The organism is Pseudomonas fluorescens group sp. PF-1, assembly GCF_054481335.1.
Genome location: NZ_JBTMNG010000001.1, coordinates 699,981 through 721,707, shown reverse-complemented (window position 1 = coordinate 721,707; position 21,727 = coordinate 699,981). Strand labels below are relative to the sequence as shown.

Here is a 21,727-nt window from a genome sequence, read left to right as displayed (position 1 = left end):
CGTCAGGGCCGCATGAAGCCGTAGTCCTGACCGTCGTCGAGGTTTTCCGCCAGGAAATGCAACTCGTCGGCCAGATCTTCCGCACTGCGCACGGCCTTGCTCTGCTGCACCACGGCACTGAGCAAGGCGCGCAGGCTCAACCCAGGATCAAATCCTTCCGCTTGCGCCGAATCCAGACTCTGGCGCAATTCCTGCCTTGCCCACTCATAAACACTCATGACGAAACTCCTGAAGGTTTTGCCGAGCATGAGATCGCCAGCGCTTTCAGGGTTTGATGTGAATCAAGACTTCGGATCGTCGTCCTTCCAGGGCGCCGAAAGGTAGCGCGTGCGGTTGAAGGTCTCCAGCCATTCCGGGCAGAACACCACCAGAGCACTGACCACCATGCCATTGATAAAGGCCTCGGGAAAAATCAGCAACCACAGGTAACCGACAAAATCCTCCAGCCAGTACGGCATCTCAAAACGCTCGTCGAACCACAGCAGCCACAGCGCCAGCAGCAGACACAGCAACGCCGACAGTGCCGCCGCAAAAAATCCGGAAACGAAGATATACACAAAGGGATTTCGTGGCTGCGCGCGCTCCACCAGGATCGCGCAGCATTCGGTTACCAGCACCGGCAACAGAATCAACAACGCGCCGTTGACCCCGACTGCCATCAAATCCTGTCGCCCGAGCGACACCAGCCCCAACTGCGCCACCAGTCCGCCGATGATCGCCAGCGGCCAATCCAGCAACAGCGTTACCGCTGTCATGCCAATGAAGTGATAGGACACGCCGGTATCGAAATCCCGCCGCACCAACCACAACATGAACAGCGCGAACACCGTACCGAACAGCAGATGCTGGCGACGGCTGTCAGTGAACAGCTCAACCCATGGCGCACGCCAGATCGCCCAGAGCAACACCGGCACATAAATCAGCCAGCCGACTGTCAGACTCTGAGATGACAGCAGCTCGGCGCCAATCATGGGCGAGACGTCTCCAGCGCCTCACGCAACTGTGCAGCCGTGGCGTACTCGTGTTGCGCCACCAACTGGCCATCCTTGAGCTGTAACCACAGCACGCTATCCACAGCACCGGGATACTTCGGTGCAACGCGGCCATCGCGGTCGAGCATGACCCGGTAGGAATAATCGCGCATGGCCGGCACGGCGAACATTTTGGCGATCAGCCGTGGCATGCGCTCGATATCCGCGAGAAATACTGCATGACGGGCCTCCAGATAGCCTTTGGGCTGGCCCTGCAACGCAGCATTGACCAACTTGGCGCCTTCCATGCTGCGCGCCACCAGCAGCGTCTGAGTGCGATTGTCGAGGGTAAAGGCCTGATCGAACTGATCAAGCAGCGTCCAAGGTGCCACGCGCTCGCCGACCTCAAGCGCGTGGGCCCAGAGGGGCAAAAGCCCGAGCAGTAACACTGACCAATACTTCACATTCAATTCCTCGCTCAATCGCATGGGTAGTGGCCAGCAGTTTACACCGGCGCTTCCCGGTGCCCAGTGACGCTGTTTACCGCTTAACGCTTTCTGCTTGTCGCAATTGAACGCTAAGCTTGGGCCTATGGATGACTCAGATTACTTACGCTTGCTGACCATCGCGGCCGAGCAAGCCAACGCGTTCCTGTCCAATGCCCGCAAATGGGAGCGTGAGCGTTGGGTCTGCCAGCGCCTGCTGCAAGGCTTGAACATTCCCTATCGTGCCGACGAATTCGCCCCGGCCGGCGAACCGCCGGACGTGTTGTTTCGCGATGCCAGCTTCGAGGTGTTCTTCGTCCTCGACGAAGGCCGGCGCCTCAACGACGAATGGCGCGATGAGCTGCAACGCCGCCGCAGCGCATTCTCCCTGAGCCAACTGGTACGGCGCGAGGCCAAGCCGCGGCGCATCCCGGCCAACGAATTCTTGCTGCGACTGGCGCCGACCTTGCGCAAAAAAGCGCATAACTACAAAGAACGCGGCATGGATCTGGGCGACCTGGACATCATCGCCTTCGCCAGCCTCAAGCGCGAAGTGCTGGACCTCAACAGCCATTTCCCGCCGCCTACCGAATACCTGCGCCAAGGCTGGCGCTCGTTGTCATTGGTCGGCCCGACTTTCGCCCGCGTGCTCTTCGCGCATCCGGATGCACCGGACTTCCTGCGCAGCAACCTGGGGCGCAGCATCGTTTTCGACGTCGGGATCAGTCTGTGAGCCCATTGCAGGAACTGATCGCTGATGTCCCGCAAATCGGTCGCGTACGCTGGATTGGCGTGCGCCCGCAACCTCATGTGCCGATGATCGAACTGGAAGCCGTGGAAGCGCGACTGGAGGCTGGCTTGACCGGTGACCGAGCCCGGCCAGGCGTACGCAATGCGCGACAAGTGACGTTGATCCAATGGGAGCATCTGGCGGTGATCAGTTCGCTGATGGGCCGCCCGCACGATAAACCGGTGCTGCCTGATGAGTTACGGCGCAATCTCGTTATCAGCGGTATCAACCTGTTCAGCCTCAAGGGGCGTCGCTTCAGAATTGGCCAGGCGATTTTCGAAACCACTGGCTGGTGCCAGCCGTGCGCACGCCTGCAAAACAACCTCGGCCCCGGGACCTTTCAAGCCGTTCGCGGACATGGCGGAATCACCGCCCGAGTGTTACAAAGTGGAATCATTCGCCTGAACGATACGGTGAGCGTCGAGCCCATTCCGGACAGCGGCTATGCTCCGTTCAACGTTCGTTAAATCGACTTGTAACCTCTCCGCGATCAGCAACGTCTACCCCTGACGAGGCCCGATATGACCAGCCGCCTGAACCCCGACGACCAGAAGCATGTCGAAGAGTACCTGCATCTGTCCCAGCACCGAGTCGAGCGCCGGCCCTTCCGGCCGTGGATGCTCCTTGTGCTGGTGTTGGCAGTGACCATTGGTCTTGGCCTTTTGAGCCGACTTATCAGTTACCTGACGCTATGAGCCGCCGAGGGTCTGTTGACGTTTGATGACGAACCGCGTCGTCTTCAAACGTCAACAGAACCTCATGCTCGCTCGGTTGACTGCACCGATTTCCTTTAGCCTTGTGAGATATCCCCATGACCCATCGTATTGTCATCGCTGGCGGCGGCGCCGGCGGTCTGGAGTTGGCTACCCGTCTGGGTAAGACTCTGGGTAAACGCGGCATCGCCAGCGTCATGCTGGTTGACGCGAACCTGACCCACATCTGGAAACCGCTGTTGCACGAGGTGGCAGCCGGTTCCCTGAACTCCTCCGAAGATGAACTCAACTATGTTGCCCAGGCCAAATGGAACCACTTCGAGTTCCAGCTGGGACGCATGAGCGGGCTCGATCGCGCACAAAAGAAAATCCAGTTGGCCGCCACTTATGACGAGGCCGGCCTTGAGCTGGTTCCGGCGCGGGAAGTGGCTTACGACTCGCTGGTGATTTCCGTCGGCAGCACCACCAACGATTTCGGCACCCAGGGCGCAGCCCAGCATTGCCTGTTCCTCGACACCCGCAAACAGGCCGAGCGCTTCCACCAGCAATTGCTCAACCACTACCTGCGTGCCCATGCCGGGCAGACCGACAAGGTCGAACAGATCAGCGTTGCCATCGTCGGCGCCGGTGCCACCGGGGTCGAACTGGCCGCCGAACTGCACAATGCCGCCCACGAACTGGCGGCCTATGGCCTGGACCGGATCAAGCCGGAAAACATGCACATCACCCTGATCGAAGCGGGGCCACGGGTTCTGCCTGCGCTGCCGGAGCGAATCGGCGGGCCTGTGCATAAAACCCTGGAGAAACTCGGGGTCAATGTCATGACCAACGCAGCGGTCAGCGAAGTGACGGCAGACAGCCTGATCACCACCGATGGCAACGTGATCAAGGCCAGCCTGAAAGTCTGGGCCGCAGGGATTCGCGCACCGGGGTTCCTCAAGGACATCGATGGCCTGGAAACCAACCGCATCAATCAGCTGCAAGTGCTGCCGACCCTGCAAACCACCCGTGACGAAAATATCTTCGCTTTCGGTGACTGCGCGGCCTGCCCGCAACCGGGCACCGACCGCAACGTGCCGCCGCGCGCGCAAGCCGCGCATCAACAGGCGTCATTGCTGGCCAAGTCGCTGAAACTGCGGATTGAAGGCAAGGCATTGCCTGAATACAAGTACACCGACTACGGCTCGCTGATCTCGCTGTCGCGTTTTTCTGCTGTGGGCAACTTGATGGGCAACCTCACTGGCAGCGTGATGCTCGAAGGTTGGCTGGCGCGGATGTTTTACGTGTCTCTGTATCGCATGCACCAAATGGCGCTGTACGGGCCGTTCCGCACGGCAATGCTGATGCTGGGCAGTAAGATCGGGCGTGGCACCGAGCCACGGCTCAAGTTGCACTGATACCGCCCGACCCCTGTGGGAGCGAGCAGGCTCGCTCCCACTGTTTTATCCGAGAACATTACACCCGGAAGCGCCGCACCATCCCCTGCAGGGCATTCGCCAACTGCGACAGCTCATGGCTCGATGCACTGGTCTGATCGGCCCCGGCGGCCGAACGCACAGACAGGTCACGGATATTCACCAGGTTGCGATCGACCTCGCGCGCCACCTGGGCCTGTTCCTCGGCTGCACTGGCGATCACCAGGTTTCGCTCGTGAATCTGATGCACCGACGCCGTGATGGTTTGCAGCGCCTCACCTGCCTTCTCGGCCAGCAACAACGTGCTGGCGGCACGGGAGGTGCTGGCGTTCATGGCCTCCAGGGCCAGGCTCGAACCGTTGCGCATACCCTGCACCATTTGTTCGATTTCCTGGGTCGATTGCTGCGTGCGATAGGCCAGCGCGCGCACTTCATCGGCCACCACCGCAAACCCGCGACCACTCTCCCCCGCACGCGCGGCTTCAATCGCAGCATTGAGCGCCAGCAAGTTGGTTTGTTCGGCAATGGCGCGAATCACATCCAGCACCTTGCCGATATCCTGGGATTGGTTGGCCAGCGATTGCACCAGCTCACCGGTGCTCTGCACGTCGTCGGCCAGTGCACTGATCGAACTGGCGGTTTCGCTGACCCTCTCCTGCCCTTGATGCGCGGACTCACTGGACTGGCGAGTGGCATCGGACGTGGAGACTGCGTTGCGCGCGACCTCTTCCACGGCAATGGTCATTTCATTGACCGCCGTGGCCGCTTGCTCAATCTCGTTGTTCTGTTGCTGCAGGCCCTGAGTGCTATCGAGGGTCACGGCGCTCAATTCATCGGCCGCCGTGGCCAATTGCGTGGCCGACCCGCTGATGCCCTGCAGGGTTTCCCGCAGGTTTTGCTGCATGGTCGCCAACGCTTTGAGCAAACGACTGACCTCGTCATTGCCATGGGTTTCGATCGGACGGGTCAGATCACCCTGAGCCACATGTTCTGCAGCGCTCACCGCTTCACTCAATGGACGCACGATGCTGCGTGTCAGCAACATCGCCAGGCCAACCGTGGCCAATGCCGCGAGGGCGATGAATACGCTCACGATGGTGCGTGAAGTGTCGTAGTGGTCTTTGGACTTGTCGCTTTCCGCCGCGACTTGTTTGGCGAACAGCTCTGCCAGATCACTGAGCTGTTTGCCAGAACCGTCGACCACGGTCTTCATGTCCACCAGCAACAATTTGGTCAGTTCGTCGCGACGCCCCTGTTCAGCCAGCGTGAACGATTGGGCAATGCCAGTGCGATAGGCCGCGAAGGTACTTTTGAACTGCTCGTACAGCGCCTTGCCTTCAGCCGTGGTAACCAGCTTGTCGTAGGCGGCAATCTTTTCGCTCAGTTCCTTGTCGCGGGTATCCATTTGGCTGCGGTATTGCGCAATGTTCTTCGGGTCCTGATCCAGGGCCATCCGCAGGGAAATCGTGCGAATGCGCAGCATGATCTCGCGAATCTCGTCACCGCCACGAATACTCGGTAGCCATTGTTTCTCCACCGCCACTTCACTCTCGCGGATGCTCGACATTTGCCCCAGTGCAAATATCCCGAGCAGCGCCACAAGCACCGCAATCAAGGCGAAACCCAACGCAGCACGGGGGGCAATATTCAACTGTCGAAGAAACATAACGAGTGCCTTTCTTGTTGTGGGCTTGAGCGGGGGCTGTGCCCCGACAGCTCGTTATCGGCAAGTTGTACGATGACTTGAAGCAAAGTGTTTTTTTGCAGACAAAAAAAATCCCCGTATCTTTCGATACGAGGATTTTTAATATGGTCGGGGTAAGGGGATTCGAACTCCTGACATCCTGCTCCCAAAGCAGGCGCGCTACCGGACTGCGCTATACCCCGGTAAAAAAAGGCACCCTTTAAAAGGCGCCTTCTGCGAACAGCGCTTTTGGCGTCTGATCTTAAGATTTGATTCCAGCGTTAACTGGTTTCAAAAATGGTGGGTCGTGTGGGATTCGAACCTACGACCAATTGGTTAAAAGCCAACTGCTCTACCAACTGAGCTAACGACCCAAAAATGGTCGGGGTAAGGGGATTCGAACTCCTGACATCCTGCTCCCAAAGCAGGCGCGCTACCGGACTGCGCTATACCCCGGCTTGAAATTGGCTCCGTGACCAGGACTCGAACCTGGGACCCAATGATTAACAGTCATTTGCTCTACCGACTGAGCTATCACGGAACTACATATTTCAATTTACAACGGTGAAGCTTTACTGCGTTCTCTTCGACCCGTTCGCATCACTGCGTTCGTGTGTCTGAGGCGCGCTATTCTACAATCTTCAGCACCTCTGTCAACCCCCTAAATTGCTTTCAAGTTAATGATTTGCAACTTATTTTGGATTCCTGCTTGGGGAGCGGAAACCCTGGTGGGTGACTGACTGCGGGGCGCACTTTACAAGCCTTTTCCTTTAAGTTCAACAGCCTAACGAAAAAAAGGCCTCGCAATGCGAGGCCTCCTGTTCAACTACACATTTTTGTAGGCGCTCGCTTCCTCGCGAAGACCTCTTGAGCGCTGCGTTTAGCCTGATAACACGCGTTATCGTTAACGACCATCGCGAGCAGGCTCGCTCCTACAGTGGATCAAACGAAGACGATTTCGTCGTTCTCCACAACGCCCTTGGCAGTATCGCCGGGCATGAAACGACCCGACAGAATCAGCTGTGCCAGCGGGTTTTCGATCCAGCGCTGGATCGCTCGTTTCAGCGGCCGAGCGCCATACACCGGGTCGTACCCTACCGCTATCAGCTTATCCATGGCCTCAGGGCTGAGTTCCAGCTTCAGCTCCCGCTCGGTCAGACGACTGCGCAGACGACCCAACTGGATCTCGGTAATGCCGGCAATCTGATCCCGTGCCAATGGCTCGAAGATCACCACTTCGTCGACCCGGTTGATGAACTCCGGCCGGAAGTGCGAAGAAATCGCGTCCATTACTGCCGCACGCTGGGCCTCGCGATCACCGACCAACTCCTGGATCTGCACCGAACCGAGGTTGGACGTCATGACAATCACGGTGTTTTTGAAGTCCACCGTGCGGCCATGGCTGTCGGTCAACCGGCCATCTTCCAGCACTTGCAGCAGGATGTTGAACACATCCGGGTGCGCCTTCTCGACCTCGTCCAGCAGGATCACCGAGTAAGGCTTGCGACGCACGGCCTCGGTCAGGTAACCGCCTTCTTCATAGCCTACATAGCCCGGTGGTGCGCCAATCAGGCGAGCCACGGAATGTTTCTCCATGAACTCGGACATATCGATGCGCACCATCGCTTCTTCGGTGTCGAACAAGAACTCCGCCAGCGCCTTGCACAGCTCGGTTTTACCGACACCGGTCGGGCCGAGGAACATGAACGAACCGCTTGGTCGGTTCGGATCAGCCAAACCGGCACGGGAACGCCGCACGGCATTGGAAACCGCCACCACCGCTTCGTCCTGCCCGATCACACGCTGGTGCAACAGGCTTTCCATCTTCATCAGCTTGTCGCGCTCGCCTTCGAGCATTTTCGACACGGGAATACCGGTCCACTTCGACACGACTTCCGCGATCTCTTCTTCAGTCACCTTGCTGCGCAGCAACTGGTTTTCGCTCTTGCCGTGCTGGTCGACCATCTGCAAGCTGCGCTCCAGGTCCGGGATCACCCCATACTGCAACTCGGCCATGCGGTTCAGATCGCCTTTACGGCGTGCGGTTTCCAGTTCCTGGCGGGACTGCTCGATCTTCTGCTGAATCTGCGCTGAACCCTGTACCTCGGCCTTTTCCGAGTTCCAGATTTCTTCGAGATCCGAGTACTCACGCTCAAGGCGCACGATTTCTTCCTGGAGTTTTTCCAGACGTTTCTTCGCAGCCTCGTCGCTTTCTTTCTTCAGCGCCTGGGATTCCACCTTCAACTGAATCAAGCGACGTTCCAGACGGTCCAGCACTTCCGGCTTGGAGTCGATCTCCATGCGGATACGGCTGGCGGCTTCGTCGATCAGGTCGATGGCCTTGTCCGGCAACTGACGATCAGTGATATAGCGATGGCTGAGTTTGGCCGCCGCGATAATCGCACCGTCAGTGATCGCTACCTTATGGTGAACCTCGTAACGCTCTTTCAGGCCCCGCAGGATCGCGATGGTGTCTTCTTCACTCGGTTCGTCCACCAACACTTTCTGGAAGCGGCGCTCAAGGGCGGCGTCCTTCTCTATATATTGGCGGTACTCATTGAGCGTGGTGGCGCCGACGCAATGCAGCTCGCCGCGAGCCAATGCCGGCTTGAGCATGTTGCCCGCATCCATCGAGCCTTCGCCCTTGCCGGCGCCGACCATGGTGTGCAGTTCGTCGATGAACAGAATGATCTGCCCTTCCTGCTTCGACAGTTCATTGAGCAAGGATTTGAGGCGCTCTTCGAATTCGCCGCGATACTTGGCACCGGCAATCAGCGCCCCCATGTCGAGGGACAGCAGGCGCTTGCCCTTGAGGCCATCCGGCACTTCACCGTTGATGATGCGCTGGGCCAGGCCTTCAACGATGGCGGTCTTACCGACACCAGGCTCACCGATCAATACCGGGTTGTTCTTGGTGCGGCGTTGCAACACCTGAATGGTCCGGCGAATTTCGTCGTCACGACCGATCACCGGGTCGAGCTTGCCCTCTTCGGCGCGCTTGGTCATATCGACAGTGTATTTATCCAGCGCCTGGCGCGACTCTTCGTGGTTAGCGTCGTTGACCGCCTCGCCACCGCGCAGGTTGTTGATCGCATTTTCCAGGGCTTTCTTGCTCACGCCCTGACCGAGCAACAATTTGCCGAGTTTGCTGTTCTCGTCCATGGCGGCGAGCAACACCAGCTCGCTGGAGATGAACTGGTCGCCCTTCTGCTGGGCCAGGCGATCAGCCTGGTTGAGCAGACGCGCCAGGTCCTGCGACATGTTGACGTCGCCGGTCGGATTCTGGATTTTCGGCAGCTGGTCGAGCTCTTTGGTCAGCTCTTTACGCAGGCTGTTGATGTCGAAGCCTGTTTGCATCAGCAGAGGCTTGATCGAGCCGCCCTGCTGTTCGAGCAGGGCCTGCATCAAATGCGCCGGCTCAATGGCCGGATGGTCGAGACCGACGGCCAGGGACTGGGCATCGGACAAGGCTAATTGCAATTTGCTGGTTAAACGATCTATACGCATGGGTCACCTTCCTTTTGAGCAGGTCGGACCAATAAAACATCCTGAATGAAGAAACCTGCCAGATAGCACAATAGATGCGGTCGATTCTGGGAGATTCAAGCGTCGTGATGTTGATGCAGATCAGACAACTCTAGCGTTTGTGGCCTGTCTTACGAGTAACAGTACTCGTGAGACAGGGCACTACAGCCAGATAAGGGAGGCAAACCGGCCGGTTTTCGGACTGCGGCGGTAAGAAAAGAAGCGCGGATCGGTCACGGTGCAGAAACCACCACCATAAACAGCGGTGACACCTCGAGCCGCCAGGCGCAGACGCGCCAACATATAGATGTCGGCCATGAACTTGCCGGCGTTTACGCTTGGCACGAAAGCTTCAGCCGCTTGCGGCAGCTGCTGCACGAAGGTTTCGCGCACTTCCGGGCCGACTTCAAAGGCTTGCGGGCCAATGGCCGGGCCGAGCCATACCAACACATCGGCAGGTGGCACGTCCAGGCTGTCCAGAGTGGCTTCCAGCACGCCAGCCGCCAACCCGCGCCAACCGGCATGGGCCGCCGCGACGCGAGTGCCGGCACGGTCGCAAAACAACGCCGGCAAGCAGTCGGCGGTCATGGCCGCGCAAGCGATGCCCGGCGTCGCCGTCCAGCTGGCGTCGGCAGTGACCACGCGGCCTGGGTCGGCATGAGCCACGACGATGCCGTGGACCTGCTGCAGCCAGGCCGGTTGAATGGAGAAATGATCGGTGAGGCGACGGCGATTTTCGGCGACAGCTTCAGGGCTATCGTCGACGTGATCGCCCAGATTGAGGCTGTCGAACGGCGCCTGACTGACGCCGCCCGCACGGGTGGTCACACAGGCTTTGACCCCGGCCGGCGCGGGCCAGTCAGGAATCAGCCAGTCACTCATCCGATGAACGCCTCGCGGTCTTGCTTGAGCAGGGTCAGCAACCAGACGAAATCTTCCGGCAACGGCGACTCCCAGCTCATCCGTTGACCGGTGGTCGGATGATCCAGCTCCAGGAAACGCGCGTGCAGCGCCTGGCGCGGGAAGTTTTTCAGCGATTCGACCATCGTTGGGTTCGCTGCCGGCGGAATACGGAAACGACCGCCGTAGGCAGGATCTCCGACCAACGGGAAGTTGATGTGCGCCATATGCACGCGAATCTGGTGCGTACGACCGGTTTCGAGCTTCACCCGCACGTGCGTGTGGGAACGGAAACGCTCGAGCACACGGTAATGGCTGACGGCTTGCTTGCCCCCCTCCATCACCGCCATGCGCTGGCGCTGCTGACCATGACGACCGATCGGCGCATTGATCTTGCCGCCAGCCGTCACCACGCCGATCACGATGCATTCGTAGATCCGGCTGACACTGCGGCTCTGCAATTGTGTCACCAACTGCGTCTGCGCCTGAATGGTCTTGGCCACCACCATCAGACCGGTGGTGTCCTTGTCCAGGCGGTGCACGATACCGGCGCGCGGCACATTGACGATGTCCGGCACGTGGTGCAGCAAGGCGTTGAGCAAGGTGCCATCAGCGTGACCGGCAGCCGGATGCACCACCAGGCCCGCAGGCTTGTTGATCACCAGGATGTCGTCATCTTCATAGACGATGTCCAGGGCAATGTCTTGAGCGACCCATTCGCCCTGAGCTTCCTGCTCGGCAGTGAGTTCAAGAATGGCGCCACCGTGAACGATGTCTCGCGGGCGGATAACCGCCCCATCCACAGTCAGGCGGCCGTCTTTGATCCAGGCGGAAAGGCGCGAGCGCGAGTGCTCAGCGAATAATTGTGCGGCGACTTGATCGAGGCGTTGGCCGCCCAATTCGGACGGCACCTCTGCGCGAAGTTCAATTTTATCGGACATGCTCAGACTAGGCGTCGGCACAGCCTTTGGTTTCGGCTGCGCGCTTGTGGTTAAATACGGCGTCTTTTGCCCCGAGGCTATTCAACGGGGCGCTCATCATAACAGGACGGCCACGCCCAAGACAGCGGCCGTCATAGGGACGCAAGCCGCCATGCAAGTGAAACACCTGCTGCTGATCGCCATCCTCGCATTGACCGCTGCTTGCTCATCGAAGGAAGTCGTAGACGAAAACCTGAGTGAAGTCGAGTTGTACCAACAGGCTCAGACCGACCTGGACAACAACAGCTACAACAGCGCCACCGCCAAGCTGAAGGCTCTGGAATCGCGTTATCCGTTCGGTCGTTATGCCGATCAGGCCCAACTCGAGCTCATCTACGCCAACTACAAGAACGCCGAGCCCGAGGCTGCAAAAGCCGCGGCCGAGCGCTTCATTCGTCTGCATCCACAGCATCCGAACGTCGACTACGCCTACTACCTCAAGGGCCTGACGTCGTTCGACCAGGACGTCGGACTGCTGGCGCGCTTCCTGCCACTGGACATGACCAAGCGTGACCCCGGCGCCGCCCGCGACTCCTACAACGAGTTCGCCCAGCTGACCAGCCGCTTCCCGAACAGCCGTTACGCGCCGGATGCCAAGCAGCGCATGATCTACCTGCGCAACCTGCTGGCGGCGTACGAAATTCACGTTGCCGACTACTACCTGACCCGTCAGGCCTATGTGGCTGCCGCGAACCGTGGCCGTTACGTGGTGGAAAACTTCCAGGAAACCCCATCGGTCGGCGACGGCCTGGCGGTGATGACCGAAGCCTACCAGCGCCTGCACCTGGATGAGCTGGCCGCCACCAGCCTCGAAACCTTGAAGCTCAACTACCCGAACCACCCAAGCCTGGTCGACGGTCAGTTCGTACCGTCGGTAGCCGAAGCCGATAACCGTTCGTGGCTGAGCAAGGCCACCCTGGGCATGATCGAATCCCGTCCTCCGCTGCCACCGGGAGAAACCCGCGCCAACCAGGACGTGCAGAAGCAGTTCCAGGACGCCAAGGATGCGATTCCGAACGAACTCAAGCCTAAAGACACCAACGGCGATGTGATCGAAGAAGAAAATCACGAAGCGCAAGGCAACAACAGCGACCGCTCGTGGTTCAGCTACATGACGTTCGGTGTGTTCGACTGACACCCCGCACGGGCCCAAAAGGGAGACTCTCGAGTCTCCCTTTTTTATTGCGCCATTTTTTATAAGGAGCATTGCGCTGTGCGGCTGCGATGTCCCCGGCTAAACTGGCGCTTCATCAACCAAAAAGCAGCTCACCATGCTTCGTTTAATATTCTGGATCGCCGTTATTGCCGCTGCGGTGTGGTTCTGGCGCAAATACAAAGGCCAGGCTTCCGTGCCCAAGTCCCCCGCCGAGCTGGAAGCGGCACCGATGGTCCGATGTGCCCATTGCGGCGTGCACCTGCCCCGCGACCGGGCGCTGAGTCTTCAACAACAGTGGTATTGCAGCCAGGCTCACCTCGAGCAAGGCCCAGGGTCCAGTGGTCGCTGAGACTCAAAATCCCGGCGGCAAACAGGCCCAGCGACTGCTGCGCCTTTATCACCTCTACCGTTTGAGCGTCGGCATCATCCTGGTGCTTTTGATTTCCAGCGACATGGACACTCAGTTGCTGACGTCCGGCAATGACGCGTTGCTGCGTGGTGGCAGCTGGTTGTACCTGATACTGAACATTCTGCTGGTTGTGTTCTTCGAGGACACACGCCGGCCGGCGCAATTGTTCAGCCTGGCGCTGGCTGACGTGCTGCTGTTGTGCGGCCTGTTTTATGCCGCAGGTGGCGTGGCCAGCGCCGTTGGCAACCTGTTGATCGTATCGGTAGCCATCGGCAACACCTTGTTGCGAAGGCGCATCGGGCTGTTGATTGCCGCTGTCGGCGCGCTCGGCATCGTCGGCTTGAGTTTCCTGCTGAGCTTCAGCCACCCTTCCAGTCCCAACGATTACTTGCAGGCAGGAGCCCTTGGCACCCTGTGTTTTGCCGCAGCGTTATTGGTGCAAGGCCTGACCCGACGCCTGGAGGTCAGCGAAACCCTGGCCGAGCAAAAGGCCAGTGAAGTCATCGGCCTGGAAACCCTCAATGCGCTGATCCTGCAACGGATGCGCACCGGCATACTGGTGCTCGACGAGTGCAGACGAGTGCAGCTCGCCAACCACAGCGCCCTGGCCCTGCTCGATTGCGCGCATCTCGAAGGCCTCGTGATTGACGAGCACTGCCCAGCCCTGATCGAGCGCCTGGACCTTTGGCGCAAGAATCCGACGCTGCGTCCCCACAGCTTGAAGATCACCGGCAACGGCATGGAACTGCGACCCAGCTTCATCGCCCTGGGCATCAGCCCGAACCACCAGACCCTGGTCTTTCTCGAGGACCTCGCCCAGATCGCGCAACAGGCGCAGCAATTGAAACTGGTGGCCCTGGGTCGCCTGACCGCCGGCATCGCCCATGAAATCCGCAATCCGCTGGGCGCCATCAGTCATGCCGCGCAGCTATTACGAGAATCGGAGGAACTGAACGGCGCGGATCGACGTCTGACGCAGATCATTCAAGACCACTCTGAGCGAATGAATCGGGTAATCGAAAACGTCCTGCAACTGTCCCGCCGCCAGCAAACCGTGCCGCAACGACTCAACTTGAAACCGTGGCTGGAACAATTCGTGGGCGAAACCCGCGAGGCGGCAACCGCACACCAGCAGATTCACCTGCACACCACTGGTGCAGACTTCAAGACCCTGATGGATCCCGACCAATTGCGGCAGATTCTCGACAACCTGGTAGGCAACGCATGGCGCCACAGTGGCTTGCGCCGCGAGCAGGCGCAGGTCTGGCTGGAACTGTTTATCGATCCAAACAGCCAGTTGCCGATCCTGGAAATTATCGACGACGGTCCTGGTGTCCCCCCGGACCATCAAGCGCAACTGTTCGAACCCTTCTTCACCACCAGTCAGCACGGCACTGGCCTGGGCCTCTACCTGTCCCGCGAGCTGTGCGAAAGCAATCAGGCTCGTCTGGACTTCAAGCCACGCCAGGATGGCGGCTGCTTTCGCATTACCTTTGCTCACGGACGGAAACAAGGTTGAACAAAAAATCACGGCAAAAAGTCCTGATCGTCGACGATGAACCGGACATCCGCGAACTCCTGGAAATTACCCTGGGAAGGATGAAACTCGACACCTACAGTGCCCGCGATGTGGGTGAGGCCCTGGGCCTGCTCAAGCGCGAAACGTTCGATCTGTGCCTCACCGACATGCGCCTGCCGGACGGCACCGGCCTTGAGCTGGTGCAGCACATCCAGCAACGTTACCCGCAAGTTCCGGTGGCCATGATCACCGCCTACGGCAATGTCGAAACGGCGATCAATGCACTGAAGGCCGGCGCCTTCGACTTCCTGAGCAAACCGGTGGACCTTGGCCGCCTGCGGGAACTGGTCGCCAGCGCCCTGCTGCTTGCTGTTCCCGGCAGCGCTATCGATCGTCGTCTGCTGGGTGATTCACTGCCCATGCGCAACCTGCGCAAACAGATCGACAAACTGGCGCGCAGCCAGGCACCGGTCTACATCAGCGGCGAGTCCGGCAGCGGCAAGGAGCTGGTTGCGCGCCTGATCCATGAGCGAGGACCACGGGCCAATCACCCCTTCGTACCGGTCAACTGCGGGGCGATACCATCGGAGTTGATGGAAAGCGAGTTTTTCGGCCATCGCAAAGGCAGCTTCAGCGGTGCCATCGAAGATAAACCCGGACTGTTCCAGGCCGCGCACGGCGGCACCCTGTTCCTTGACGAAGTGGCTGACCTGCCGCTGCCGATGCAGGTCAAACTGCTACGCGCGATTCAGGAGAAAGCCGTACGCAGCGTCGGCGGGCAACAGGAAGAGGTGGTCGATGTGCGCATCCTTTGCGCCACCCACAAAGACCTCGATGCCGAAGTCGCCGCTGCACGCTTTCGCCAGGACTTGTACTACCGCTTGAATGTGATCGAGCTGCGGGTTCCGCCGCTGCGCGAGCGCCGCGACGACATAGAACCGCTGGCCAGCCACGTGCTCATGCGCCTGGCCGCCGACACCGGGCAGCCGGCGGTAAAACTCCACCCGCACGCCCTTGACGCGCTGAAAAACTATCGCTTTCCAGGCAATGTGCGGGAACTGGAGAACATGCTCGAACGGGCTCACACCCTGTGCGAAAACAAACAGATCGAGGCCAGCGACCTGCGCCTGGCCGAGGGCAACTGCGCCGCTGAAGGGGGCTTGCTCGATCTGACACAGATCGACAACCTGGAAACGTATCTGGAAAGCATCGAGCGCCAGCTCATTCTCCAGGCCCTGGAAGAAACCCGCTGGAACCGCACGGCAGCGGCTCAGCGGTTGAATCTGTCGTTCCGCTCGATGCGCTACAGACTGAAGAAATTCGGCCTGGATTGAACGGCTCTTGATCTTGTCTCAGATCCGACCGGTCGGCGCATAGGGTGCAGGATCGATAATAGGCTCTCGCCCCAACATCACATCAGCGAACAACTGACACGACGCCGGCGCCAGTACCAGACCGTTACGGTAGTGCCCGCAGTTGAGCCACAACCCATCAAATCCAGGCACCCGACCAATGTAAGGAATGCCTTCCGGCGAACCTGGGCGCAATCCGGCCCAATGCCCCACCACTTCTGCATCCGCCAGCGCCGGAATCAACTCCACCGCCGACGCCTTGAGGCTCTCCAGGGCCGGCTCGGTCGGCGTCTTGTCATAGCCTTCATGCTCCAGGGTACTGCCAATCAGAATGTGTCCGTCGCGCCGCGGAATCGCGTAACGTCCCTTGGCCAGCACCATGCTCGGCAGAAAGTCAGCGGCGCACTTGTAGAGAATCATCTGGCCTTTTACCGGCTCGACCGGCAACTCCAGACCCAGCCCCTTGAGCAAGTCGCCGCTCCAGGCGCCCGCCGTCAGGACCACCTGATCTGCAGGGACACTCCCTGTCGAGGTGTGCACGCCAACGACTTTATCGCCTTCACGGAGAAACCCGCTGACTTCACACTGCTCGTGGATCGTCACGTTCGGCAGCGCCGACAACGCAGCCTTGAGCGACTTCACCAGCCGTGGATTGCGCACGTTGGCCACATCAGCCATGTAGATCGCCCGGGAAAAACCGCCGCCCAGCACCGGCACCGCATCGTGTGCCGCCGAGATATCCACAGCCCGCAATGGACGGTTCTCTCGTGCAGCCCACGCCAGCGCCTCGGCCTCGTCATCCAGATCCAGCCAGTACAGACCGGTGATGTGCACCTCGGGATCAACCCCGGTGGCCGCAAACAGGCGCTCACCCAGCTGTGGATAAAAATCCTGGGACCAATGGGCCAATGCGGTGACCGCCGGGCTGTAACGCCATGGATAAAGCGGCGAAACAATCCCGCCGCCTGCCCAGGAGGATTCCCGGCCCACGTTCGAGCGATCCAGCAGCACAACGCTCTGCACTTCGGACGCGAGATTGAATGCCGTCAGCAGCCCGATTACCCCGCCGCCGACAATCACCACTTGCTGTTGCCTGGTCATGTTCTGATCCAACCGATAAATAGACAGTGGACGCAAAGGGGCGTCCGAAAAGTAAACTCAGCGACCCCAGCAATCCTTGGCGGTCAGGCCGGCCGTGGCGTTGACCATGCCACGGACACCGGTATTGGTCATAGTGAAATCTCCGCACTTGTCCGCAGCCATGCTCGTGCCCGGCTTGCGTACGGCGGTCAGCAGGAATGTCTGATCGGTCAGAGTCGGGGTAATGGTGTAGTAATCGTTGCCGGCGCTCAGACCGGTGGCATCGGTGTAGACATTCTTTTGCGAATAGAAGCGCTCAAGGATTTGCGCCTGCTCGGAAAGCAGACTGGCCACTTCGGTACGGCGGCCCTTGTTCAGGTATTCGGTGAAGCTCGGGGCAGCAATGGTCATGACAATCCCGATGATCGCAATCACGATCATGATTTCGATCAGGGTAAAACCGCGGTTGGATCTATGCATGCCTCAACTCTCACTTACTGTATTTGTCGCCACATAATGCGACGGCCGCCGCCGGATTTTTCCATTCCAGGGGGGCCGTTGCCAGCGGATTCATTCGCGCCCTCGCCATTGCCATCGGCGTCCTGGCTCGAATTATCTCCAATGAAGGTCACGCCGTTCGAAAGCATATCGTTGCTGTCGACCACGCCATCGTCGTTGCTGTCGAGCATCTTAGCGCTGATCGCTTCGGGCAGCTTGAGGCAGATGGGTATCAGCCCATGATTGTTGCGATAAAAACCGTACCAGTTGCCATTGGCCAGACAGGTTCGCCGGTCCAGCGCCGGTGAATCCGGCGGCGTGATGGCCTGGGCCGGCACCGACAGGTTCAGCGCGACGATCACACCGCACAGCAACGGCCAGAACCTGGCAGGCCGCTCAGTACTTGGCATAAATGCTCTCCACCACACTGCGAGAATGGCCCGCGATGCCTACCGCCGTTATCCGGTACAAGGTTGCCTGTGTATTGATTGGCACATTCACGGCGTCGCGGCTGACGCCGATGTTTTGCACGCCATAAAAGCCCTTGCCCGACGCCACCCACATCACTCCGGAGGTAGCGTTGAAACCCGCAGACGTAATGGTCAGCGACTCGGCCGGTGGAGCGCATTGAAGGTGCCCGCTGCAATCCGGCAGCGCAAAACCGCCCCGTTGCACCGCGCTTTCGCCCACCCGCAATGCAGCCTCGGCGCCTTGAAACGACTGATTGCGCAGGCTCACGCTGCCGGCCATTTTTTCCTGCAGGGTGGCGTTCTGCATTGAAGAGATACCTATCAGCGTCAGCAACAACAGGAATACCAGGCTGACGAGCAACGCCATGCCGCGCTGGTGATAAGAAATCACGGATGAACAACTCATCGCCCTTCCCTTCATGGCAGGCGATTGCGCAGAGCGGCAACCACGTTGAAGGTTTGATCGCTCACCCGATGGTGAGGATCGAAGAGCGTCAGGCTCAGCCGCACGCTGCGAATGCGTGCCGGGTCAGACGGATTGCTGCTATAGCTGGACGCGGCGATATCCGTGGCAGAGCTGGCAATGCCGAAGCTCACGTTGAAGGCTTTGACGTTATCCACCAGCGGCTGCCGGAGCGGTGCGCCATTGCCGACAGCAATCGTCAGCTGGTCCTTTCTCAAGCCATAGGCTATCCGCCGGATCGGAAATGCCAGTTGGCCGGGACCAGGCGTACGCGACTCACTGTAAGCCGTCGCACCGGTCCGACAATCGGAGACCACGGTCCATGTCGGCGTCCCACCGTTACTGCCGACATCCGCCGTCACCAGCGTCAGGCTTTGGCGGGCATTGTCCCAACTGATCGGCGTTTTCCGACTGGCATTGAAATCACTCGCCGAACTCTCAGCGGTAATGGTTTCCAGACAGCCGAACATGCCGACCATACGGATTTCCTGAATCATTTTGCTCAGCACGAAACGCGCATCTTCCTGCATGGCTGCGGCGGCGTTCTGACTGACGTAAGTGTTTTTGGCGGCGATGAACACCTGCACCACGCCCAACACCACTACCAGGCTCAACGCCAGGGCGATGAGCAATTCGATCAGGCCAAACCCTCGACTGGATCGATTCATGGCGTATCCACCGGGTCGACAGTGGCCCGGCTACTCAGGACAAAGCTACGACGGGATTCGGCGCTGTTGGCGGCCCGTGAGTCGTCCCAGGAAATGGTGATGGTGTACACGCGCTGATTGAGGCTGATACTGCCGGTCGCACTGGGGCCGCCAAAACCAATGATGTTACTGGTGAAATCGTAGAGATCCTGGTCCCGGGCAACGTTCGGATTGCCCGAGGCCGGTGGCGTAACGGTGTAGTCGGCGGCCGCGTTGGCGCGAATGCGGTCCATCATGTCGTAGGCGATAAAACTGGCCTGGCTGGTCATGCGCGCACTGTCCGTGTACTTGAGTGCATTCAGCTGCAATGCCGCCGCCCCCAACAGACCCACGCTCAGAATCAATAATGCAACCAGGACTTCGATCAGTGTCATGCCCTCCTGTGCACCTTTGCGCCATTGCCTCATCCGCAACTTCCACCCAATAGAATTCGTCCGTTCAAACACAGGTTCAACGTCCTGCTTTGCGCACCCAATACATAACTGATCACCACCGCCGTGGACGGTGACGACAACCCTCCCAGATTGTTGAAATCGATGGCCGACACATCCGAGGTTAGCGTCAGCGTCGCGCCACTGCTCATCGCCGGCACAACCCGCAATACATTCGCCGGCGTACTGGTTCCGTCATACACCGACAACTCCCCGGTCCATGCGCTGCCACCCGCCGTCGGGCGCACGCGGGTCGTCACTCCGCGATTGATCGCCTCCAGTCGTGCGAAGTTAAGAGCATGTTGCAGATCACCGATTTCGGTATCGGCCCTGGTGATTTGCGCCGAACGCGTAAACGCCGGTACAGCCAGGGTGATCAGGACCAGAAAGACCGCAATCGCCACCAGCAACTCCAGCAACGTGAAACCATTTGAACGATGTTGCATCGGTGCCCTTTGCTGCCGTTGGCTATACCTGCTGTTGCTCGCCAGAACATGCGACCGCCAAATCCCGGTTGCATTGCCATCGCCCGCGCATGGATTGCTCGGCCGAGAAAACTTCAGGGAGGGAAATATCATGCATCAACACGGTTTCAGCCTGATCGAACTGCTCATGGGACTGACAATTGTCGGGATTGTTCTGCACTTGGTCAGTCCGGCGTTTGCGGCACTGTCAGAATCGACCTATCGCGAGGAGACAGCGAAGTCACTTGCCAGCGGAATGCGTAGCGCAAGAGTCGCCGCGATCACACGAAACCAGTCCGTCGTCATTCATGGCATAAACGATGACTGGAGCCAGGGCTGGCGAATCGTCCTGGATGTCAGCGGCAAGGGGCATGAGGACATCAGCAATCCGCTACTGATGGAGCACCGCAGCGGAAACCGAGTGCCGGTGTTCGGCAATCAACATGTCAGGACGTCAGTACGCTTCAGTCATTTGGGCGAACCGGCGAAAAAAGGCCTTCAATCGGGGACATTACACGTTTGCGCCAGCCGCGAACCAGTGAGCCGGCACCAGGTGGTGCTGGCGTCCACCGGCCGCGTCAGCCTGCGCAGCGAAAAAGCTGAACAGGCATTATGCGCAGGAGGGGAAGGAATCAGAGCAGGGAACGAACGCGCAACTCTTTAGGCATGGAGAATGTGATGTTCTCCTCGCGGCCGGCCAGTTCATCAGCACCAGTAGCGCCCCAGGCTTGCAACTGCTGGATCACGCCGCGCACCAGGACTTCCGGTGCAGAAGCGCCTGCCGTGATGCCGATGCGCTCGACGCCGTCGAACCAGCTTTTTTGCAGGTCTTCAGCACCGTCGATCAGGTAGGCCGGGGTCGCCATGCGCTCGGCGAGCTCACGCAGGCGATTGGAGTTGGAGCTGTTTGGACTGCCAACGACCAACACGACATCGCATTCGTCGGCCAGTTGCTTGACCGCATCCTGACGGTTTTGCGTGGCGTAGCAGATGTCGTCCTTGCGCGGACCACCGATGGCCGGGAAACGCGCACGCAGGGCGTCGATGACACGGCTGGTGTCATCCATGGACAGGGTGGTCTGGGTAACGAACGCCAGTTTCTCGGGGTTGTGCACTTGCAGTTCGGCGACGTCTTTTTCGTCCTCGACCAGATAGATCGCACCACCATTGCTCGCGTCGTATTGGCCCATGGTGCCTTCGACTTCCGGGTGACCGGCGTGGCCGATGAGAATGCATTCGCGGCCGTCGCGGCTGTAGCGCGCCACTTCAATGTGCACCTTGGTCACTAGTGGGCAGGTGGCGTCGAACACTTTCAGGCCCCGCCCGGCAGCTTCAGTGCGAACAGCCTGGGAAACACCATGGGCACTGAAGATCACGATCACATCGTCCGGCACCTGATCCAGTTCCTCGACGAAAATCGCCCCGCGTGCGCGCAGGTCTTCGACGACGAATTTGTTATGGACCACTTCGTGGCGTACGTAGATCGGAGGACCGAACACTTCCAGGGCGCGGTTGACGATTTCGATCGCGCGGTCCACACCGGCGCAGAAGCCACGGGGGTTGGCGAGTTTGATTTGCATGCTGTGCCTCGTGTCTTGCCCTGTAGGAGTAAGCCCGCTCGCGATGGGCGTCAACGACAATGCGATCATTCTGAATGAAAGCGGTGTCTTTGAGTCCTTCGCGAGCGGGCTCGCGCCTACAACGGGCCGGTTTGG

At 59.4% G+C, this 21,727-nt stretch carries 24 protein-coding genes, 4 tRNA genes and 1 pseudogene; 9 read left to right on the top strand and 20 right to left on the bottom strand.

Annotated features, from left to right (window positions below; translation table 11 throughout):
* Nucleotides 1-2 precede the first annotated feature (2 nt).
* The 3 genes from ACX3YD_RS03480 to ACX3YD_RS03470 form a co-directional block, all read right to left on the bottom strand.
* Entirely contained in the window at nt 3-218 is a 216-nt protein-coding gene (locus ACX3YD_RS03480) for a hypothetical protein (RefSeq protein ID WP_047533370.1), read from the bottom strand.
* A 63-nt stretch (nt 219-281) separates the two neighbouring features.
* Nucleotides 282-971: an energy-coupling factor ABC transporter permease gene (locus ACX3YD_RS03475; protein ID WP_103406791.1), complete on the bottom strand. Its 690-nt coding sequence runs from the start codon at nt 969-971 to the stop codon at nt 282-284.
* Nucleotides 968-1,435 carry an FAD/FMN-containing dehydrogenase gene (locus ACX3YD_RS03470; RefSeq protein ID WP_458959267.1) on the bottom strand — a complete coding sequence of 156 codons (468 nt, stop codon included), beginning with the start codon at nt 1,433-1,435 and terminating at the stop codon, nt 968-970. Before ACX3YD_RS03470 ends, ACX3YD_RS03475 begins: the two co-directional genes overlap by 4 nt.
* 127 nt (nt 1,436-1,562) lie before the next feature.
* Between ACX3YD_RS03470 and ACX3YD_RS03465 the strand changes: the two genes are divergently transcribed.
* The 4 genes from ACX3YD_RS03465 (at nt 1,563) to ACX3YD_RS03450 (ending at nt 4,356) form a co-directional block, all read left to right on the top strand.
* On the top strand, nt 1,563-2,189 hold the full coding sequence (locus ACX3YD_RS03465) for a DUF1780 domain-containing protein (protein WP_047533376.1): 627 nt from the start codon (nt 1,563-1,565) through the stop codon (nt 2,187-2,189).
* Complete coding sequence (locus ACX3YD_RS03460; protein ID WP_103406790.1) at nt 2,186-2,713, top strand: MOSC domain-containing protein; 528 nt, start codon at nt 2,186-2,188, stop codon at nt 2,711-2,713. Before ACX3YD_RS03465 ends, ACX3YD_RS03460 begins: the two co-directional genes overlap by 4 nt.
* Before the next feature lie 54 nt (nt 2,714-2,767).
* Nucleotides 2,768-2,941: a DUF3094 family protein gene (locus ACX3YD_RS03455; protein WP_047533382.1), complete on the top strand. Its 174-nt coding sequence runs from the start codon at nt 2,768-2,770 to the stop codon at nt 2,939-2,941.
* A 116-nt stretch (nt 2,942-3,057) separates the two neighbouring features.
* The gene (locus tag ACX3YD_RS03450; protein WP_047533385.1) at nt 3,058-4,356 is read left to right on the top strand and encodes an NAD(P)/FAD-dependent oxidoreductase; all 1,299 of its coding nucleotides are present in this window, start codon (nt 3,058-3,060) and stop codon (nt 4,354-4,356) included.
* 58 nt (nt 4,357-4,414) lie between these two features.
* Here the strand turns inward: ACX3YD_RS03450 and ACX3YD_RS03445 are convergent, their stop codons facing one another.
* The 9 genes and pseudogenes from ACX3YD_RS03445 to rluD form a co-directional block, all read right to left on the bottom strand.
* On the bottom strand, nt 4,415-5,278 hold the full coding sequence (locus tag ACX3YD_RS03445) for a methyl-accepting chemotaxis protein (RefSeq protein WP_422626030.1): 864 nt from the start codon (nt 5,276-5,278) through the stop codon (nt 4,415-4,417).
* Nucleotides 5,270-6,040, bottom strand: a pseudogene (locus ACX3YD_RS03440) (MCP four helix bundle domain-containing protein); the annotation flags it as partial. The pseudogene ACX3YD_RS03440 and the gene ACX3YD_RS03445, both read right to left, overlap by 9 nt.
* 144 nt (nt 6,041-6,184) lie before the next feature.
* Nucleotides 6,185-6,261: transfer RNA gene (locus ACX3YD_RS03435), tRNA-Pro, on the bottom strand.
* A gap of 95 nt (nt 6,262-6,356) precedes the next feature.
* Nucleotides 6,357-6,432, bottom strand: a tRNA-Lys gene (locus ACX3YD_RS03430).
* A gap of 5 nt (nt 6,433-6,437) precedes the next feature.
* Nucleotides 6,438-6,514 (bottom strand) — tRNA-Pro (locus tag ACX3YD_RS03425).
* 9 nt (nt 6,515-6,523) lie between these two features.
* Nucleotides 6,524-6,599 (bottom strand) — tRNA-Asn (locus tag ACX3YD_RS03420).
* Between the two features lie 401 nt (nt 6,600-7,000).
* A complete protein-coding gene (gene clpB, locus ACX3YD_RS03415; protein ID WP_103403517.1) occupies nt 7,001-9,565 on the bottom strand; it encodes an ATP-dependent chaperone ClpB in 2,565 nt (854 codons plus the stop codon).
* Nucleotides 9,566-9,745: 180 nt separating this feature from the next.
* Nucleotides 9,746-10,465, bottom strand: a complete 720-nt coding sequence (pgeF, locus tag ACX3YD_RS03410) for a peptidoglycan editing factor PgeF (protein WP_103403516.1) — start codon at nt 10,463-10,465, stop codon at nt 9,746-9,748.
* Nucleotides 10,462-11,424, bottom strand: coding sequence for a 23S rRNA pseudouridine(1911/1915/1917) synthase RluD (gene rluD, locus ACX3YD_RS03405; RefSeq protein WP_047533394.1), 963 nt, complete (start codon nt 11,422-11,424; stop codon nt 10,462-10,464). The genes pgeF and rluD overlap by 4 nt, the downstream gene beginning before the upstream one ends.
* 151 nt (nt 11,425-11,575) lie before the next feature.
* Between rluD and ACX3YD_RS03400 the strand changes: the two genes are divergently transcribed.
* The 4 genes from ACX3YD_RS03400 (at nt 11,576) to ACX3YD_RS03385 (ending at nt 15,881) form a co-directional block, all read left to right on the top strand.
* Nucleotides 11,576-12,598, top strand: a complete 1,023-nt coding sequence (locus ACX3YD_RS03400; protein WP_103403515.1) for an outer membrane protein assembly factor BamD — start codon at nt 11,576-11,578, stop codon at nt 12,596-12,598.
* A 136-nt stretch (nt 12,599-12,734) separates the two neighbouring features.
* Nucleotides 12,735-12,968: a PP0621 family protein gene (locus ACX3YD_RS03395; protein WP_090466988.1), complete on the top strand. Its 234-nt coding sequence runs from the start codon at nt 12,735-12,737 to the stop codon at nt 12,966-12,968.
* Nucleotides 12,958-14,547: a sensor histidine kinase gene (locus tag ACX3YD_RS03390; RefSeq protein WP_458959266.1), complete on the top strand. Its 1,590-nt coding sequence runs from the start codon at nt 12,958-12,960 to the stop codon at nt 14,545-14,547. Before ACX3YD_RS03395 ends, ACX3YD_RS03390 begins: the two co-directional genes overlap by 11 nt.
* A complete protein-coding gene (locus ACX3YD_RS03385; protein WP_458959265.1) occupies nt 14,544-15,881 on the top strand; it encodes a sigma-54-dependent transcriptional regulator in 1,338 nt (445 codons plus the stop codon). The genes ACX3YD_RS03390 and ACX3YD_RS03385 overlap by 4 nt, the downstream gene beginning before the upstream one ends.
* 18 nt (nt 15,882-15,899) lie before the next feature.
* On the opposite strand, the gene thiO is transcribed toward ACX3YD_RS03385, so the two are convergent.
* The 7 genes from thiO to ACX3YD_RS03350 are packed head-to-tail and all read right to left on the bottom strand — an operon-like array spanning nt 15,900 to nt 19,994.
* Nucleotides 15,900-17,000 (bottom strand): glycine oxidase ThiO, encoded by a 1,101-nt coding sequence (thiO, locus tag ACX3YD_RS03380; RefSeq protein ID WP_458959264.1) that lies wholly within the window; start codon nt 16,998-17,000, stop codon nt 15,900-15,902.
* Between the two features lie 57 nt (nt 17,001-17,057).
* A complete protein-coding gene (locus tag ACX3YD_RS03375) occupies nt 17,058-17,459 on the bottom strand; it encodes a type IV pilin protein (protein WP_047533404.1) in 402 nt (133 codons plus the stop codon).
* A 14-nt stretch (nt 17,460-17,473) separates the two neighbouring features.
* Complete coding sequence (locus ACX3YD_RS03370) at nt 17,474-17,887, bottom strand: hypothetical protein (protein WP_103403510.1); 414 nt, start codon at nt 17,885-17,887, stop codon at nt 17,474-17,476.
* The gene (locus ACX3YD_RS03365; protein ID WP_458959263.1) at nt 17,874-18,353 is read right to left on the bottom strand and encodes a pilus assembly PilX family protein; all 480 of its coding nucleotides are present in this window, start codon (nt 18,351-18,353) and stop codon (nt 17,874-17,876) included. The genes ACX3YD_RS03370 and ACX3YD_RS03365 overlap by 14 nt, the downstream gene beginning before the upstream one ends.
* Nucleotides 18,354-18,364: 11 nt before the next feature.
* A complete protein-coding gene (locus tag ACX3YD_RS03360) occupies nt 18,365-19,078 on the bottom strand; it encodes a prepilin-type N-terminal cleavage/methylation domain-containing protein (RefSeq protein WP_103403508.1) in 714 nt (237 codons plus the stop codon).
* Complete coding sequence (pilV, locus tag ACX3YD_RS03355; protein ID WP_047533413.1) at nt 19,075-19,524, bottom strand: type IV pilus modification protein PilV; 450 nt, start codon at nt 19,522-19,524, stop codon at nt 19,075-19,077. The genes ACX3YD_RS03360 and pilV overlap by 4 nt, the downstream gene beginning before the upstream one ends.
* Nucleotides 19,521-19,994 carry a GspH/FimT family pseudopilin gene (locus tag ACX3YD_RS03350; RefSeq protein WP_458959262.1) on the bottom strand — a complete coding sequence of 158 codons (474 nt, stop codon included), beginning with the start codon at nt 19,992-19,994 and terminating at the stop codon, nt 19,521-19,523. Before ACX3YD_RS03350 ends, pilV begins: the two co-directional genes overlap by 4 nt.
* Before the next feature lie 130 nt (nt 19,995-20,124).
* On the opposite strand from ACX3YD_RS03350, the gene ACX3YD_RS03345 reads away from it, so the two are divergent.
* Nucleotides 20,125-20,676, top strand: a complete 552-nt coding sequence (locus ACX3YD_RS03345; protein ID WP_458959261.1) for a GspH/FimT family pseudopilin — start codon at nt 20,125-20,127, stop codon at nt 20,674-20,676.
* Here the strand turns inward: ACX3YD_RS03345 and ispH are convergent.
* Nucleotides 20,645-21,592, bottom strand: coding sequence for a 4-hydroxy-3-methylbut-2-enyl diphosphate reductase (ispH, locus tag ACX3YD_RS03340; RefSeq protein WP_458959260.1), 948 nt, complete (start codon nt 21,590-21,592; stop codon nt 20,645-20,647). The genes ACX3YD_RS03345 and ispH overlap by 32 nt on opposite strands.
* Nucleotides 21,593-21,727: the final 135 nt, after the last annotated feature.